Source organism: Acinetobacter sp. 'aerobic (ED)', assembly GCF_904886855.1.
GTDB lineage: Bacteria > Pseudomonadota > Gammaproteobacteria > Pseudomonadales > Moraxellaceae > Acinetobacter > Acinetobacter courvalinii.
Window position 1 is genome coordinate 229,710 of record NZ_CAJHGI010000006.1, and the last position, 18,395, is coordinate 248,104.

The following is an 18,395-nucleotide window of genomic DNA, read 5'->3' on the forward strand; positions in this document are numbered from 1 at the left end:
TCGTATTTTAAACGTCATCATTTTGGAATCAGATAAAGTATAAACATGAAAAAAATAGATATTACCGGAATTGGTATTGGGCCATTCAACTTAGGTTTAGCTGCGCTTTTGTCTCATCATCCTGAAATCAAAAGCGTATTTTTAGAACGCAAACCAGAATTTCGATGGCATGAGGGACTGCTATTGCAAGGCACGACATTACAAGTTCCTTTCTTTGCCGATTTAGTCACCATGGCCAATCCCTGCCATCCTTTAGGCTATATTAATTATTTACATCAACATGATCGCTTACATCAGTTTTATTATTACGACAGTTTTTTAATCCCACGCCGTGAATATGACCATTATTGCCGTTGGGCTTCAAAACAATTACCGGATTGTCGATTTGGAGAAAACGTCAATCATGTGGAATATGACGCCAAGCTGGATAAATTTATGATAGAAAGTGAATCAGCCTCAGGCGAAAAACAAAAATATATCAGCCAAAATCTGGCGATTGGTATTGGGACTAAACCGCGAATTCCTAAATGGCTAGAAACATGCAAACATCCTTTGGTCAAGCATTCTGCGGAGTTCGCAAAAATCCAGGCACAACTGCAACAATGTAAACAAGTCACGGTGATTGGTTCAGGGCAAAGCGCAGCAGAATGCGTGCTTGCTTTATTTAATTCCCTGACACCAGAACAAGTAAAAGCAGGTGCATCTATTCGCTGGATCACACGTTCAGCCGGCTTTCACCCGATGGAATATTCTAAACTTGGCCAAGAGTGCTTTACGCCGGCTTATATGCAATATTTCCAAAGCCTGCCCAGAGATAAACGTCGCGATATTGCGGCCAGTCAGGGCCTGATCTATAAAGGCATTAGCTTCTCAACCATTGGTGATATCTATGACGTACTTTATGAACGTTCAGTGGGCGGTGAGCCGTGCGGTTTAAGCCTATATACCAGCTGTGAAGTTGAATCGGTTGAAGAGCTTGAATCGGGTTCCCTGCGTTTGACCTGTTTACATATCCAACTTGATCAACGTTGTGAATTAGAAACCGATGCCCTTGTCGCAGCTACAGGCTATGTACATGATTGGCCGGAGTGGTTCCAGAATATGAAAGGTTCAGTTTTAGCGGTTGATGATAAAAATGACTGTATTGTTCAGGAAGACTTTACCGTTTTACGTTGTGATCAGGGACAAGGCCGTATTTTCATTCAAAATGCCGAGATTTTTCAGCAAGGCGTTGGCTCTCCTGACTTGGGAATCGGTGCCACTCGAAACTCGGTGATTATTAATCAATTGCTGGGCCGTGATGCTTATCGAATTCCTAAACAGTCCTCTTTCCAACACTACGGTTTACCCAAATAAATAACAACCATTCATAAAAAAACTGCCAAATCTGATTTGGCAGTTTTTTTATCTCTTCTGATTAAATTAAAAATCAATCGAGGCCGATAATAAATAAGTACGCGGCGCACCCAGCATTAAACTTGTAAATTGAGGCATTGCCCAATATGACTTGTTGGTGAGGTTATCGATATTCCCACGAATCGTGACAGGGAATTGCGCTATTTTGGTATGGTAACGTGCGCCAATTCCGTACACTTCGCGTCCGGGTACTGAAGTTGAGTTATCCTTATAAATATATTGTTTGGACGCAGCTATTGCATTGGCAGTCAAAGTTAAGCCCGGGATATATGGCACATCCCCTTCAACACCAAGTTTCGCTTGCATTTTTGGAACACCGGCAACAACATTGCCTAACTCGTTTTTAATTCCGGTTTTTGTGATTTTAGGATCAATATACGTAAATCCGCCCATTACACGCAGACTGTTCATAGGTGAGCCGTAAAAGCCCCATTCAACTCCGCGATTACGTTGTTCGCCATCAGCGCCATAAATCGATTTGCTTTTGCCATCCGTACTTCTAATCACATACGAATTTCGAGACTTGATCTGAAAAACACTTAGGCTATTGGTGAATTTACCGCTGTCAATTTTAATTCCGGCTTCCATCTGTTTGGTTTTGAAAGGAGAAAATATTTGTCCTTCATTTTCGTAGTTCTGTCCTGTTGGTACTGTTCCCCCTGAACTTAATCCTTCGATATAGTTGGTATACAATGAAACCTTATCATTGGCTTTGAACAAAATTGCAGCTGCAGGCGTAACAGCATTTTTATCATAACGGCCGTTAACATTTCGGACGCCCTGCCCATTAAGACTTTCAGTAACAATATTCTGGTAGCGTAGCCCTAAGGTCAATTGCAACTGCTCTTGAAGCATCGACAGGGTATCGGCCAGGCCAACACTTGTTAAATTTTCTTTATTGCTAAAAATAGGTGCGACCGCAACACGATCCGGCTTACTGCCCCAGTTTGGGTTATAGATATTGGTTATACGGTCTCCTCCAGGAAACCCTTGTCTGATCCCCGATTCGTCATCCGTTTCGCGGTAATGTGTTGCATTTAATGCCAGCGCATGTTTTACAGCGCCTGTATCAAATTTACCCCGTAAACCGACTTCAGCAGATTTACGTTCATACTCAAAACCTAAATGAGCAATATTGAACTTGATATCTCCTGCCTGATTTTGAATCTCAGTTTTAGCAGCTCCCAAAGTATCATATTCTGTTTTACTCATACCCGCCGTGGCATATGCCATCCACTGATCGTTTAAGTCATACTCACCGCGAATCATCCCGCCTTTATCACGGGTGTTATAGACTGTCCAGGTCGGGTTCAACAAGGTATCTGGGTTTGGCGCTTTAGGTAATTTAACGCCGGATAAAATGGTTAAACCACGATTAATACCGTCAGCATGGTCACGGCTGGTATATAAGTCGGCTGAAAGTCGTGCATTTTCGCCTTTCCAGTCCAAACCCAGTGAAAAGAGATGCGTGGTTTTTTCCTGCGATTTAATTGGTCCTTCGCCATCTCGATAGACACTATTGAACCGCACACCAAATTCTTTATTTTCACCAAAACGGCGTCCAACATCCAGATGCCCGCCGAATTGCGAATCCGACATATACGTGGTGGTAAAACGAGTTAAAGGATCATCGCCCGCGCGTTTCGGCACCAAGTTAACCGTTCCCCCTAAAGTTGCCCCTGGCGGCATGCCGTTGAGCATTGCCGAAGGACCTTTTAATACATCAATACGTTCAAACATTTCCGGTGAGGCGCGATATAACGGTGCAATACCATATAATCCACCCATAGACGTATCGCGACCCGCCGCTACAGAACTCGATCTAAACCCACGAATCGCATAACTTTCTGCAATGACACCATATGCGCCGGTTGAAAAAATAGATGGATCCGTTTTTGCAATCACATCGGTGATATCTTTCGCTTGCTGATCTGCAATATATTTTTCTGTATAAGCAATGGTATTAAACGGGGTTTCCATCGCGGTTTTATTGCCTAAAAAGCCAACTGAGCTTTTCGTGGACACTTGTCCCCCTGCATAATGATCGTCTTGCTCAGCTTTTACGGTAATGAGCGGCAAAGCGGTTGCATTAACTTGCGCAGTCGGTTGCTGATCAGGGCTTTCTATTGAATGATCAATCACGGCAGCATGGCTATTTGATGCACATAGTACAAATACGGTACCTAATGCGTAGCCTAATCGAAGTGCCATTTGTGCCGAAGCAATTCCATTTAATATGAAAGAACGGCGATTGATTATTTTATCATTCCCGGTTTTTAAATTAAGGTTATAACTCACGTTGCTCATTAGAATACCTGCAATATTGTAATTCAGTTTTTATTAACTATCTGCCTAAAAAACATAGCAAAATAGTGAAAATTTATGCTCTAAGATTTGACTCGGTTATACGCCCCAGAATTTATTGATAGCCTTTTTTCACATCTTCCATCACAATTTTGAGAGAGGTAGGGCTTGCAGCCGTGGTGTACCACGCATCCGCATCAACAAAAATGACACGACCGTTTTTCCATGCTTTGGTTTGACGTAATAATGGATTTTCAACACTGGCAGCATTAATTTTTGCGCGATGCTCCATCACGGCAGTCCGGTCCACGATATAGAGAATATCCGGGTCTGCTTTTTTGATGAATTCACTCGAAATTGGTTGCCCATGTAGACTTGTATCCATGGCACTACTGGCCGGCTTTACCCCAAAAGCATTAAAAATAAAGCCATAGCGGGACTGAACACCAAAATTACTAAATGCTCCATTGTTATGAAGAACGACTAGCGCTGTTTCTGGGCGATTGGCTGTCACCGCTTGTACCTGCTTCACCTGTTGATCAAGTTCAGAAACTTTCTGGCGAGCCAAATCTTCTTTATTAAAAATTTTTCCCAAGGTCATCATATGGTCTTTCACCAGATCAATATGATGACTCCCACTATTGTTGAAGTTAATATCGTAATGAATGGTCGGGGCAATTTTTGACAGTTCCTGATACTGATTAACGTGTAAGGGCGTCATCAAAATCAAGTCTGGCTTTAATGCATATATCCTTTCCATATTGGGCTGTACAATTGCACCCAGATCCTGAATTTGTGGATCTGTTTTATATTTTTCCAGAAAGTGTGGAATATAATCTTTGGGCATTCCCATAATCGGGACATTGAGCTGATCCAGAAAATCAGCCTCATTCATATCAAGTACGGCGACCCGTTGCGGTAGATGATCAATCATCGTGCTGCCAAGTGCATGTTTTACCGTAATCGGCTGGGCCAGCTTTTGAGAAGCTGGAGTGCGCTCTGCAACTTTTTGATCACATGCTTGGAGAGTGACGGCTGCCGCTATCATGAGGGCGATTCCCCCATATCTTTTCTTCCAGTTCATATCGATTCAAGCTCCGGATGAGTTGAAGTAATTACACATACAGCCACGCTCACTGTATGTAATTTCAAAATCAAGCTCGTACAGATCATTTAATTGCGTCTCTGTAATCACTTGTTCCGTTAACCCACTGAAATGAAGCTTGCCGTTCTTCAGCGCGACAATATGATCTGAATAATTCGTGGCAAAATTGATATCATGAATGACTAAAATCACAGTGCGCCCTTGTTCATCACATAAGCGTCTGAGTGCACGCATAATCTGAACGGCATGTTTCATATCAAGGTTATTTAAAGGTTCATCTAATAAAAGTAGGTCTGTCTGCTGCGCGATGGTCATTGCCAAAAAGGCCATTTGCCTTTGCCCCCCACTAATTTCATCGATGTAAGCTTTACGCAGGGGATCTAAAGAAAGAAACTCAATCGCTTCATCAATCAACTGATGGTCCTGTTCGCTTAAAACGCCACGGCTATAGGGAAAGCGTCCAAATGAAACCAGTTCTTCTACGGTTAAACGCAAATTAAAGCCAGGCGCCTGACGCAAAGTCGCGACATGCTTGGCATAAACAGCCGTTTTAATATCAGCAATATTTTGTTGATTCAGAAAAATCTCTCCCTGATCTGGCTCAATTAAACGGGCCATCATCATGAGCAAAGTTGATTTTCCTGCGCCATTTGGACCAATCAGTGACGTCACCTGACCTGTAGGAAATTCAATATTGATGTCCCTAAGTACGGGCTTATTCCCGTATGACTTATGGATATTTCTGACCTGAATCATGTAACACCTCGGGTACGAACCGCCAACGCAAGGAAATAAATGCCGCATACCAGATTGACCAGAATGCTGACCGTGGTTTTGTAATTAAAAACATGCTCAACGAGAATTTGAGCTGCAATAAATATGGCAATGGTGAGCGCACACCCCATGGGTAGCGTTAATTTATGCTGATAACTTTTGGCTAATGCATAGGTCATATTGGCAATGAAGACGCCCATGAATACAGTCGGGCCAATGAGACTGGTCGATACCGCAACAAGGACAGCGATCAGGGCTAAATAAAAACTGACATAACGGTGATGATGAATGCCGAGTGAAATGGCTTGCTCACGCCCTAAAACCAGAACATCCAGAACAGGAAGTGCTTTTCTACCGAGGAATAAAGTGATGACTACGGCTAAGCTGGCATACAATAAAGTATCTGTTTGAGCACGATTAAACGAAGCATAACTCAGACCCTGAAACACAGAGAATTCGCCGGGACTGATTTTGAGTTGAATAAATTGGGTAACCGTCCCGATGACCATGGTCAGGACTAACCCCAAAAGTAGCAGCAAAAACACATCTTTTTTGCCATAGGGCAATAACCAGGTATGGATGAACCATGAATACAGCAGCATTAAAACAATAGAGATAAAGAAATTACCATTTACTCCTAACTGACTTAATCCATATGTCCCCCAAACAAACAGCAATAACACTTGCCATAACAAATAAACCGCTTCATAGCCCATAATTGAAGGGGTTAAAATACGATTACCGACCAAGGTCTGAAAAACAATCGAGGACACAGCAATACATATCCCCGCTACAACAATGGTGGCAAGACGCAGCAGTCGGTGAGGAATGACGTATTCAACATCGAGTCCTGAGTTTAAAAATAGAAAACATACGGCCAGGCAGGCAACAATCAGATAAATCAGGTATAACTTTGTGATACGCATTATCTGAACTCCCTCAAAATGAGGATGAGGAAAATAACGCCCCCTATCCCACCTGCGGTCAGTCCAATCGGTACTTCAAATGGATAAATGATTAAGCGACCGAAAATATCGCAAAAAAGTAAGAGCGATGCTCCGCCTAAAGCGACAATCGGCAAGGTTCTAGCTAAGTTTTCTCCGTATTTCAATGCGACTAGATTGGGAACCACGAGCCCGACAAAAGGAATTGCACCTACGGTAATGACAGTTGTTGAAACGGTAATCGCAACCAGTATTAAACCGCTGGCTGCTATCGCTGCATAACGAACCCCCAAGCTCGCCGCCATCTCCTCGCCCATACCAATCACGGTAAAGCGATGGGCAAAAAGATAAGTCAGGACAACAATCGGAAAAATAAGGTAAATGACTTCATAGTGACCTTGGATAATTTTCGAAAAATCACCCAAAAGCCACCCTTGCATACTTTGTAAAATATTAAAGCGATAGGCATAAAACTCGGCTAAGGCAGTGAGTACACTGCCATACATCAAGCCAATGACGGGGACTAAAACGGTATTTCTAAAATGGATACGGCGGATAATGGCGATATAAATCAAGCTGGCAATAAAACAAAAAAAGATCGCAAATATCATTTTACTCAGCGTGCTGGTTACCGAGACTAATGTTAATGACACTAAAATTCCTAGTTTGGCAGCATCTAGACCACCCGAAGTTTCCGGTTCAACAAACTTGTTACGCACAATATGCTGTAGGATGACGCCGCACACCGCCAGTCCGATTCCGGTCAGCACAATGGTCATTAAACGAGGGATACGGCTGGCCGTGAGTGTAAGCCAACTCTCATGAGAAAAAGCAAGCAAAGCAGACCATTGTATTTGCTCAGCTCCAAGCAACAATGAACAAATGCATAAAATGATAAAAATACAAAATAAGCCCCATTGCATCAGTGGTGCGCCCCACTCAAACCGAAAACAAACGATGCAATTTGCAAATTTGGCCCGTTCCAGCACAAGGCAGACAAAATTTGTTCAACATTCGATGGGCTTATTGTCCTTTCATGATTGAATATACTCATGAAAACACCTCAATTTTATCGAGACAACCAAATAGGTTCCTTTTGAATATGCACAATCACGGTCATATCCTCAGGATCGTTTTTTTCATCTTTAAATTATTTTTGCCCAGCTAATTCCGAATAAAATAAATATTAATCAACAACTTATTATTTATCTTGTATTTTAAAAATTCGTCATTGCCAATCGACTAAACTTAATGCAAATAATAATCTTGATGTAAATGAGAATCAATTATAGTATGTTTAAAGGTAAAATGTAACCCTACTGTTACATCAGTACAGTTCATGTGGACATCAACTCATTAGAAACAGATCAATTTTTTGTAAAAAAGTAAATTTATAACATTATGAATTATATGAAATTTAATCTGATGTAAAAAATTTGCGAAATGAAAATTGATGAAAATAGCCATTTGATAAACCAGGATTCATTTATGTTGGAACAATTTTCCAAAGCCCCCTCTCTTATTCCAGTGACTGATCACGAAGCGCATATCTGGATGTTGCAATTCCAGCAGCCTGAACAAATTAATCGACGTTTTAACCTATGGAAGCTGGATCAAGGTCTGGATATGCAAGGGCTGATCAACGCACTTCAAGACATGATTAACACCACGCCTGACTTAAATGTCCGCTATATATTGAGTGAGGAAGGTGATTTATACAAAACTGCATATGATGACCCTTCATCTTGCCTAGAAGTAAGAAAGGACCATACAGAACACGTATTTGAGCAAGTGGCGACATTAAAAGCACAATCATGGAATGCAGAAACTCATCCACCTTTTTTTACACGTTTGGTCAAAACAGACCAAGACTATTTTCTTATTTTAGTGCTCCACCCTATTCTTGACCAAAGCTATCAAACCACAGATTTCATTCAGGCTATACAAGATCGTTATCAGCAATATTCAGCAAATCATATGCCATTGTTGCTAACGGAAATTGATATCCCGAATCATCTAGACGCAAGTCCTATCAAAGCATCAGAACAATCTAAGCAAATCGATATTTCAGAAATTATTTTAGAAGAGTTCCGAAATACGCTCGCTGAACCTGAAATGAACCACCATGATGACTTTTTTGATTTTGGCGGTCATTCACTATTAGCAACCCGAATTATTGGAAACTTACTCAATAAGCATGGCATTGAGATTCAATTTAATGATTTCTTTAAATCTCCATCTGCTGCTGATTTAGCCCAATATGCTTTGGTTAAGTCTGCAAAAACTGAAAAATCCACCTTACAACGTGTCGAAAAAGCCCCGCTGACTTTAGCTCAAGATTTCCTGTGGGAAGCTTATTCTGCCTTCGATTTTAGCCCAATTTATAACTTACCCTTTGCCGTAGAATTCCTTGAAGAAATTAATGAAGATATTTTCTTGCAAGCGTTTACAGATATTGTTGAGCGCCATGCCGGTTTACGCACAATGTTTAATACCGACAATGGTCAAACCGATCAACAGGTTGTTCCTACATCTGAACTTCAACAATTCAAATGGTTTTGGAACAGTGCCGAAAGTAAAGATGTAACGCTTGCCAGTGAAGCTGCATATCAATTTGATTTAACTCGTGAACTTCCACTCAGGATTCGTTTAATTCGAAATGCTCAAGGCAGACAAACTTTATCGTTTTTAGTTCATCACATGGTGATTGATGAATGGTCTTTAAATACCATTATGGCTGATCTTGCACATGCTTATCTTGCTCGCTCAAATGCTGAAGCGCCTCGCTGGAAGGCACCCGCTCAATCCATTCTTGATTTTTCTTTACTGCAGCAAAAACATGGGATCAATCAAGAGCATCTAAATTATTGGACTAAGCTGTTAAGAGGAGCAACCAAAGGTTTATATCTCCCTGTTTCGGAAAATGAATTAAATGCTGAAAAGAAAAAACCGCCAGTCCAATGGCTCGAACTTAAATTTGCACCGGAAATGTATGAAAAGCTACTCGCATTTTCGAGACAACACAGCTCTTCCATTTTCGCGGTTCTCTATACGGCTATCGCCAATGCCTTACAGCAACAAGGTGATTTAAAAGATATTGTGATCGGTACTTCTGCATCTGGGCGAACTGATCCCGAGTTTTTTGATACGGTGGGTTACTTTACGACCATGGTGGCGCATCGCACACGGTTTAGCCCTTCAGATTCATTCCAATCATTGCTGCACAAGATCAGTACAATGATCAATACCTCGATGGCCTATGCAGATATTCCAATCAACCATATACAAAATGCGTTAGGGATGAGCACCGATGAAGGACTATTATTTGATGTGTTTATTCATATCCATTCAAATAATGCTTTAAACGGCGCGCTCAAAACACCTCAGGGGCAAGATCTTCCTTATCGCCAGATCTTGCCGGAACGTGATGAATCGATGTTCGGATTACATTTTGAAATAATGGAAAATGTGATTGATGGGCTACATCAGTTAAGCATGATCATTACGTATCAGGCCCATCGCTTCCCGACTGCAACAGTGAAAAGTATCTGTGAAAAAATTCAGGCGACCTTAGCTCAAATCTAGTCGCCCTAGACGCAACCATGTGCTTAAAAGCGAACAACTCAACTTCCTTTTAAGCACATTTCAATGTCCCTATCTGATTTGCTGCTCTACTTTATTCACCACATCCTGAATTGTTTTGCAGCTCATCAGTGTATAAAAATCAATTTCGGTACTGAGCTTCTGAGAAAGTTTCTGGGCAATACTCATGAGCTGTTTCGGACGGATGCCTATATCCAATATTTCAGTTCTATAAAAAATATCCATTTTTTCAGCTTGGATATCAGATAGACATTCACGGAAAACCGATAAAACCGAATGTCCTACTTCAGCGACTGATGACCGTGTTATAGAGGAATTTGCAGACCACGTATCAGATACGTAAAGTTTCCCCTGAGCGATTTCTTGCACAGCTTTACGATCTATTTTGCCATTTCGGGTCAAAGGTATGGTTTCGACGACCAAATATTTCGAAGGAATATGAGAACTTGGCAAATGTACTTTTAAAAAATTCTTTAATTCGTGATGACTTAAGCCCGTATTTTCAGATTGATTATCCAGAGTATAAACAGCGACTAACTCTTGAGTTTCAGTGGTTGGATGTACACAACTGATTACCACACCGTTATGAATATACGGGTTCTTTGTCAAAGCATTTTCAACCTCAGCCGCAGAGATTCTCACGCCTTTTATCTTTAAATGACCTTCCTCACGCCCCGCAAAAATAATATTTCCATCTTCCCGGACATAGCCTTGATCACTCATGCGGAAAGCCGTTTGAGTTTCACTGTCGCTTAGCGGAAGATCAACGAAATCCTTATAATAAATTTCTCCATTCAGTAAATAGCCATTTGATAAGTTAAGCCCAGTCATATACATCGTACCGATCTCACCTATTTGGCAAGACTTCAGATTTTCATCCAAAATAAAATATCGGTTATTTTCTAAAGCTTTTCCATACGGAATAATGTCCTGATCTTGCTCATCAATTTCATGCCATATACTCCAAATCGTGGTCTCTGTAGGTCCACCTAATGAAAATAAACGCGCGTGAGGTAATTGTTGTCTTAACTTCGAGATGAGTGCAGGTTTGATATAGTCGCCGCCTTGGGCAATTAAACGCAAAGACCGTAACTGTTCTTTACGAGCCACACTGAATAGCATATCGACAATGGCAGGCACACTGCTCCAAAGCGTAACTTTGCAACGATCTACCAGATCGGCCCAGATAATAGCGTTTTTACTCTGTTCAAAAGATGGCACCACCAACGTTGCACCCAAGGCCATTGAAGCGAATACATCAAATACCGACATATCATGATGAAACGGTGTTACTGCCATAATGACGTCATCAGCAGTCATTTCCCATTTCGAAATCGTCTGCTGTAGCGTGTTTGCAGTGGCCTGATTATTTAAGACCACACATTTCGGAGTGCCTGTACTTCCCGAGGTATATAAATAATATGCCGGAAGCCGGTTAATTTCGGCATTAAAGCTCGGTTCATCCTCAGTGGTAGCCGATAAAATTTCATTAATATTTAGGTTTTGAACCCCAGCAATGGATGCGTCACTCACCACCACATCTGCCCGACTATTCGTCAATAAATAGTTCAGTCTCGACGGCGGTGAATCCATATCTACAGGTAGCCAGATAATGCCTGTTAACGCACATGCCAAAGCGGTATAAATATGCTCAGGACTTTTTCTCAGGCAAATTGCAACCACTGACCCTGCCACCAAGTCTTGCTTTTTTAGCGCATACATGACTTTGGCGACCTGGGCCCCGACCTCAGCATAACTCATGCTACGGTCTTCAAAAATGATTGCTGTTCGATTGGACGTCCGATCAAAAATATTTTCATAAATTCGCTTTAAGAAATTTTCTATGTTGTTATTTTTATGATTCATTTGCCCTAAATTTTGATTAAAATCGTTTAGCATTTATCTATTTCCTCACCCAATTATTTATTCAGTACTGCCCCATCTAATCTTCAAAACAAGGCTATAAAATTTCGTCCTTTTTTGCTCTTGGTTTGAAGCATAGATATCTCTTCACAATAATACAAATGAGAATCATTTTCAATTAATACCATAAGAGCACCGCCATTAATTGGTTTAAAATTCTTGATGAAAAATCATAGATATCAAAACTATCAATTAATCATTTACTTTTAGATTTAATGAGTTAGAGAGTAGCCTTATTGACTAAAATCTGTAATTGATAATAATTATTATTTACATTTAGACAAGAATTGGTTATCGTAACCGATAAAGAGATTACATTTATAACCATTATCTCGCTCTATAGTCGTCATTAAGCTTAGGTGATATATATGACAAAAATTGCAGAAAAAACAAAACCAGAATATAGCGATATACTCAAACAGAAAGACCATTTACAAGATCTGGAACAGCTTGAGATGACCATCGTCTCAATCCATTCCCCTTTTCCATCTATTGTAAGAATTCAAGGAAAAATCAACACTTTACAATCAGAGCTTTGGCAAGCTCCCAATTTGGCCATTCGCTTAATTGTGAACCATTCACCAGAGGGACATCCCATCTCACGCGTGTATACGGTACGTTCATTCGATCCTGTAAATGCTCAAATCGAAATTGATTTTGTTAAACATGAAGATTTAAGCTCAGCAATGCAATGGCTTAATTCGGCTCAAGTGGGTACAAAAATCGGGCTTATTGGTCCCCGCCCTCATTTTATACCCAATTTTATCCATCAAAAACATGTGGTCATGTTTGCCGATGATACGGCTGTACCCGCGTTATATTCGATACTGAACGAATGGGAAAATGGTGTAAAAGCTGATATTTTCATTGAAAGTTTTGAAAAAGATATTGCTAGTCAATTACCTCACCATGACCATGTCAAAATCCATTCGTTCCATAAAGAACATCACACGCCACAAAAAGGTCTTCTTTTAAAAGCAGCATTTGCGCTAGAAAATTATGAAAATATGACGATTTGGGCGGCTTGCGAACGCAATGAAGCAAGGGCCTTACGTCAATTTTTTCTAGAAGACAAACATTTGCATAAAAACGACGTACGTATTGCAGGCTACTGGAAAGATGGCATGTCCGGTTCAGAACTCGATCTGTTACGTGCTAAACATTATCAGGAGCATCTTCAACAAGGTAAGACCTTGAACGAATATGATGATCTGGATATGTCGAATTAGTATCCAGTTTGTCCAAATCTACGGTGAAGTTCGATTAACCTTGATAACAGGGCTATTCCTTTAATTGGCACACGATGATGTAAAAATAGATTAACTTGAATAAGAACAAAGAAGAAATTACTAAAATTTCAAAGCGTGCCAAAGTTATGACAAAGAAAAAGGGAATCAAACATATAGTTTGATTCCCTTTTTTGATATTTGGCGGAAGCGGTGAGATTCGAACTCACGGAGGACTCACACCCTCGTCGGTTTTCAAGACCGGTGCATTAAACCGCTCTGCCACGCTTCCATGTGCGTAAGAATACAAAGCTTGCCCTGTTTATACAAGAGAAATTTAACTGCAATGTATTCAAATGCATATTGTTTCATCAATTTTACAGTTTAGCGGCTAATTCAGCACCATCTCGGATCGCTCGCTTTGCATCGAGCTCCGCAGCAAGCTTGGCTCCGCCAATAATATGATAGTTTGCCAAAGTACTTTCACCTTCTTTAGGCATTAAATCCTTGACCGATTCTTGTCCGGCACAGACCACAATAGTATCTACGCGCAACAATTGATCGTGTCCATTATGTTCAACCCATAAGCCCTCATCAGTCACTGCCTTATACTGCACACCACGTAACATACGCACAGCATGTTTTTTCAGTTGCGCACGATGCACCCAACCCGAAGTTTTACCCAGACCAATTCCGAGTGGTGTCGTTTTACGTTGCAATAAATAAATCTGACGCACAGGAACTTCCACTTCTGGACGCTGCATGCCCCCTTCAGAAATATAATCCGGGTTTGGGTCAACCCCCCATTCACGTTGCCACTCTGCCAAAGGTTGCGGCTGAGGCTGATGAGGTGGCTTTAATAGAAACTCTGATACATCAAAGCCAATCCCGCCTGCACCAATCACCGCAATTTTATGTCCGACCTCAGCACCACGCAAAACCTCGGCATAAGACAAGACCTGCGGTGCGGTGCTGCCTTGTATTTTTAACGCACGTGGCACCACGCCTGTTGCTACCACAACCTCATCAAAGCCTTCTCGCTCTAATTGTTCGCGACTGATCCGCGTATTTAAACGTACATCGACACCGGTCTGTTTCAATTGCACTTTAAAATAACGAATGGTTTCATGGAACTCTTCTTTACCAGGCACTACTTTGGCCAGATTAAACTGCCCACCAACATCGTCATTGGCTTCAAATAAGGTCACAGCATGACCACGACTTGCAGCTACTGTTGCGGCAGACATTCCAGCCACACCACCACCGACCACGGCGATACGTTTTGGTTTTTTGGTTTTGATATAGACCAGTTCAGTTTCAAAACAGGCTTGCGGATTGACCAGACAAGTGACCCTTTGATTTTTAAAAGCATGGTCTAAACAGGCTTGGTTACAGGCAATACAGGTATTAATTTCATCAACACGATTGGTGGCTGTTTTATTGACCCAATACGGATCTGCCAAAAATGGACGTGCCATCTGCACCATATCCGCCTTACCTGAAGCAATGATTTCTTCAGCAACATCCGGCATATTGATACGATTCGATGCAATTACCGGAACAGAAACATGCTGCTTCACGGCTGCGGTATAGTCGACAAATGCCGCACGCGGTACAGAGGTTACAATGGTCGGCACACGGGCTTCATGCCAGCCAATCCCTGTATTCAACAAAGTAATGCCTGCTTTTTCCAATGCTTTGGCGACCACAATTACTTCTTGCATGGTATTGCCATCATGTACCAGATCCAGCAAAGACAGACGGAAAGCAATAATAAATTTTTCACCGACTTTGGCACGAATGGCTTTGACGATTTCGACCGGGAAACGCATACGGTTCTCAATATCGCCGCCCCAGCGATCGGTACGTTTATTCACATGACTGCTCAGGAACTGGTTAATTAGATAACCTTCTGAACCCATGATTTCTACGCCATCATAGCCGGCTTTTTTGGCCAGACTTGCGCAACGTGCATAATCGTCAATGGTGGCCAAAATCTGTGAATCAGACATTTGACGCGGTTTAAATGGATTAATCGGTGCCTGAATTGGAGAAGAAGATACCGAAAAAGGATGATAACCATAACGCCCTGAGTGCAAAATCTGCATCAGAATCTTTGCACCATGCTTGTGTACTGCATGCGTGACCAGACGATGATGCGGAATATCTGCCAGACTATTCATGGTTCCGCCTGCAGGCAATAACCAGCCTTGACGGTTTGGAGAAATCCCCCCCGTGATAATTAAGCCAACACCACCCTTTGCACGCTCACCGAAATAAGCTGCAAGTTTAGGATAATTAAAAAAACGATCTTCTAAACCTGAATGCATTGAGCCCATTACGACACGGTTTTTAATGGTAGTAAAACCCAAATGTAATGGTTTTAAGATATTTGCATAGCTAGTCATGGTATTCCTTCTTTAATTTTGGCTTTGCAACTTGTTGCATAGTACTTTAATACTTTTTTATTGATTTGGGATGACTATAGCGCGAATTTTAATGGTTGAAAGTGTCAATTTAACGTGATGACTGGAAACTAATCTTCATTATCGACCGATAAAAAAAGCAGCCATTTCACTGACTGCTTTTTTACGCCAACATTTTAAAATGGCACATCGCTTAAGGCTGTTGATTGCATGAATAAGCCAATCGACTTTTGGTTTTTTTCACTTTGAGTGAACTCATCACAATCCCCAGACAAATGAAGACCGCACCGATTAAGATATTCAGGGTTAAAGGTTCATGCCAAATTAAAGAACCAAAAAATAGACTCAGAATTGGAATACACATGATTGAGATCGAAGCAACAAAAGTATCCACCTGACTCACGATCCAGTTCCATAATGCAAATGCAAATCCGGTTCCAACCACTGCAATGTAAAATAAGGCAGATTCATTTAAAGGGTTGAGCCAAACTTGGACATCTACAGGTTCAAAAGCTAAGGCACCAACAAAAATAACAGCGCCACCTAATAACAGCTGCCAAATAGTTAGCTTGATTTTGTCATAGCTGGCAAAATTCTTTTTAATAAACACCGTTGATAAGGCCCAAAAGAAGCCAGAACCAATTAACAAGATTTGCCCGAGCAATGAGGTATTCATATGGATATGCTGCAGTTGTGGCCAAAGAATGGCAATCAGCCCCAATGTTCCTAAAACCAGCCCTATACCCTTTTGGCTATTCAATCGTTCATTTAAGAAATAATGTGCCAGCACCCCAATAAAAATTGGCATGGTAAAGACCAGCACTGCCGATAAACCCGAATCCACAAATTGCATCGCAAAAGTTTGCGTTGCATAGAAGCCAAGACAAATCAGCAAGCTTAAAATCATCAAGGGCTTCCACTCTGACGGTTTTGGCAGAATCGATTTCTTCAACATTCGCTGTATGATCATTAAAGTCAATGCAGCCAGAATCAAACGTGTAGAAATAAACAGGAATGGTGGAAAGACTTGCAAACTGTGTTTAACCAAGCCCCATAAAGAACCCCAGACCAGACATAACAACGCGATTGCGCTTACGACTCGAATATTCACGTGTTGTACTCAACCCTTGGAAAGTCATGTTAGTGTATAAAATAAATGACATCATGAATAATGCTATGTTTTAATAGATCCATCATTTTTTTTGATGCCTATTTAGCAGTCACTCCTTTTTGATTTTTATCTTTCGGAATGGATGAGCTGGCACGCTTGAGGAATTGCCGTGAATATTGATATTAATGATATCCGTTCTTTTGTGACGGTGGCCGAGCTGAAAAGTATTACGGCGGCGGCACATAAGCTCAATTATTTACAATCCAATATGACTGCAAAAATCAAAAAGATTGAAAATCATTACAAACGCCAGTTATTTATCCGTAGACCCAAAGGCGTTGAACTGACTGAATCAGGCATGAATTTATATACCCAATATAAAAAGATGATGTTCACCTGGGAGGAAACCGAAAATAAAATCTATCAACAAGAAAGTGTACTGCGTTTCGGTACCAATACCAGTCTCGGTGGCATGCGTTTTTACCCGTCTTTTAGCAAATTATATGAGGCTTATCCTGACCTCTCGATTACCATGAAAACGGGTTCGACAGGCTATATTGAAGATGAAATTCTCGCGGGCAATCTGGATATGGCCTATGCGCTAGGTCATCCAAAACAAAAGAACCTGCAATATATTCAAAAGGCGGATGATCAACTGGTGATTATTGGCAAAAATATGATTAACCACGATAGTCTTGAAGAGTGTCTGAATCATCAAAATATCTTGTTGGCCTCTGAACAATGCTGCTATGCCACAACTCTGGATAGCATCTATAGCGACTATAATCTTAAAAAGGGTGAACTCACCCATATTTATGATCATGAAGCTTTAATTCACTTTACCCAGCTGGGTATGGGCATTTCCATGATTGCCAAGTCATTGATTGAGAAATACAAGATTCAATACTATCGGGAAACGCCTGAACAATATCGGGACATTGGTCTATATTTGATTGCACGCAATGACCATGTCTTTACACCGATCGAGAAGCAATTTATTGGCCTAAATGATGCACTTTGAGCTCATTTTCAAGGACATCGTTAACTTTTTTGCAGTTCAGTTGGCAGTTTAAAAGTTGAATCTTTTTCCCATTTGAATAGAGAGAAAAACAGCATGACAACAGCCATAACCGTTCCTAAAGGAAACATATTGAGCATAAAGACCGTCATTAAGATTGAACCAATACGACTACTTGTACTTCCCGTCCTAACACTTTTTGCACATAGAAAATGAACAACAATCAAGGCTATACGCCCCAACAGACCACCAATAAAATATTTAGGCATATGCATAAACAAGTTATAAATCGCATAGACGAGATCTGATATCAAGATAAACGCGACAATGCGATGTAATGTGGAGAGAATCTGATTGTTCGTTTCTAGCATTTTATTCTTTCACCCTGTTTAGAATCTTCATAAAAACTTTATGTTTATCGTAAAACTTTATATTTTTCTGATGTTAATCTATTTTTCAAATGAAAAAAAAAGAATTCCTTTCCTAACAGAAAAAAAATCGATTTGAAAAGTGATATAGTACGGAACGTATAAATTCTCTTTGGT

At 40.9% G+C, this 18,395-nt stretch carries 13 protein-coding genes and 1 tRNA gene; 4 read left to right on the plus strand and 10 right to left on the minus strand.

Going from position 1 to position 18,395, the window contains the following annotated elements; translation table 11 throughout:
• The first annotated feature begins 45 nt into the window (after nt 1-45).
• Nucleotides 46-1,356 carry a putative histamine N-monooxygenase gene (gene basC, locus JO943_RS13840; RefSeq protein ID WP_202741105.1) on the plus strand — a complete coding sequence of 437 codons (1,311 nt, stop codon included), beginning with the start codon at nt 46-48 and terminating at the stop codon, nt 1,354-1,356.
• 66 nt (nt 1,357-1,422) lie between these two features.
• On the opposite strand, the gene JO943_RS13845 is transcribed toward basC, so the two are convergent.
• The 5 genes from JO943_RS13845 to JO943_RS13865 form a co-directional block, all read right to left on the minus strand.
• Nucleotides 1,423-3,750 carry a TonB-dependent receptor gene (locus JO943_RS13845; RefSeq protein WP_202741123.1) on the minus strand — a complete coding sequence of 776 codons (2,328 nt, stop codon included), beginning with the start codon at nt 3,748-3,750 and terminating at the stop codon, nt 1,423-1,425.
• Between the two features lie 85 nt (nt 3,751-3,835).
• Nucleotides 3,836-4,804, minus strand: coding sequence for a siderophore ABC transporter substrate-binding protein (locus JO943_RS13850; RefSeq protein ID WP_199973601.1), 969 nt, complete (start codon nt 4,802-4,804; stop codon nt 3,836-3,838).
• A 6-nt stretch (nt 4,805-4,810) separates the two neighbouring features.
• Nucleotides 4,811-5,581 (minus strand): ABC transporter ATP-binding protein, encoded by a 771-nt coding sequence (locus JO943_RS13855; RefSeq protein ID WP_199973600.1) that lies wholly within the window; start codon nt 5,579-5,581, stop codon nt 4,811-4,813.
• Nucleotides 5,578-6,525: an iron chelate uptake ABC transporter family permease subunit gene (locus tag JO943_RS13860; RefSeq protein WP_032874089.1), complete on the minus strand. Its 948-nt coding sequence runs from the start codon at nt 6,523-6,525 to the stop codon at nt 5,578-5,580. Before JO943_RS13860 ends, JO943_RS13855 begins: the two co-directional genes overlap by 4 nt.
• Nucleotides 6,525-7,466 carry an ABC transporter permease gene (locus tag JO943_RS13865; protein ID WP_202741106.1) on the minus strand — a complete coding sequence of 314 codons (942 nt, stop codon included), beginning with the start codon at nt 7,464-7,466 and terminating at the stop codon, nt 6,525-6,527. The genes JO943_RS13860 and JO943_RS13865 overlap by 1 nt, the downstream gene beginning before the upstream one ends.
• Before the next feature lie 631 nt (nt 7,467-8,097).
• Here JO943_RS13865 and JO943_RS13870 point away from each other — a divergent pair.
• Nucleotides 8,098-10,128, plus strand: a complete 2,031-nt coding sequence (locus JO943_RS13870; protein WP_202741124.1) for a condensation domain-containing protein — start codon at nt 8,098-8,100, stop codon at nt 10,126-10,128.
• A gap of 69 nt (nt 10,129-10,197) precedes the next feature.
• Here JO943_RS13870 and JO943_RS13875 read toward each other — a convergent pair whose 3' ends face one another.
• The gene (locus JO943_RS13875; protein ID WP_202741107.1) at nt 10,198-12,045 is read right to left on the minus strand and encodes an AMP-binding protein; all 1,848 of its coding nucleotides are present in this window, start codon (nt 12,043-12,045) and stop codon (nt 10,198-10,200) included.
• A gap of 392 nt (nt 12,046-12,437) precedes the next feature.
• Between JO943_RS13875 and JO943_RS13880 the strand changes: the two genes are divergently transcribed.
• Nucleotides 12,438-13,298 carry a siderophore-interacting protein gene (locus JO943_RS13880; RefSeq protein ID WP_202741108.1) on the plus strand — a complete coding sequence of 287 codons (861 nt, stop codon included), beginning with the start codon at nt 12,438-12,440 and terminating at the stop codon, nt 13,296-13,298.
• Nucleotides 13,299-13,497: 199 nt separating this feature from the next.
• Here JO943_RS13880 and JO943_RS13885 read toward each other — a convergent pair.
• The 3 genes from JO943_RS13885 to JO943_RS13895 all read right to left on the minus strand — a co-directional run bounded on the left by JO943_RS13885 (nt 13,498) and on the right by JO943_RS13895 (nt 16,832).
• Nucleotides 13,498-13,587: transfer RNA gene (locus JO943_RS13885), tRNA-Ser, on the minus strand.
• Between the two features lie 85 nt (nt 13,588-13,672).
• The gene (locus JO943_RS13890) at nt 13,673-15,703 is read right to left on the minus strand and encodes an NADPH-dependent 2,4-dienoyl-CoA reductase (protein WP_202741109.1); all 2,031 of its coding nucleotides are present in this window, start codon (nt 15,701-15,703) and stop codon (nt 13,673-13,675) included.
• Nucleotides 15,704-15,914: 211 nt separating this feature from the next.
• Nucleotides 15,915-16,832: a DMT family transporter gene (locus tag JO943_RS13895; protein ID WP_005231272.1), complete on the minus strand. Its 918-nt coding sequence runs from the start codon at nt 16,830-16,832 to the stop codon at nt 15,915-15,917.
• Nucleotides 16,833-17,001: 169 nt separating this feature from the next.
• Here JO943_RS13895 and JO943_RS13900 point away from each other — a divergent pair, with 169 nt between their 5' ends.
• A complete protein-coding gene (locus JO943_RS13900; RefSeq protein WP_005231275.1) occupies nt 17,002-17,853 on the plus strand; it encodes a LysR family transcriptional regulator in 852 nt (283 codons plus the stop codon).
• Nucleotides 17,854-17,873: 20 nt separating this feature from the next.
• Here JO943_RS13900 and JO943_RS13905 read toward each other — a convergent pair whose 3' ends face one another.
• Nucleotides 17,874-18,221, minus strand: a complete 348-nt coding sequence (locus JO943_RS13905) for a hypothetical protein (RefSeq protein ID WP_005231276.1) — start codon at nt 18,219-18,221, stop codon at nt 17,874-17,876.
• Nucleotides 18,222-18,395 lie beyond the last annotated feature (174 nt).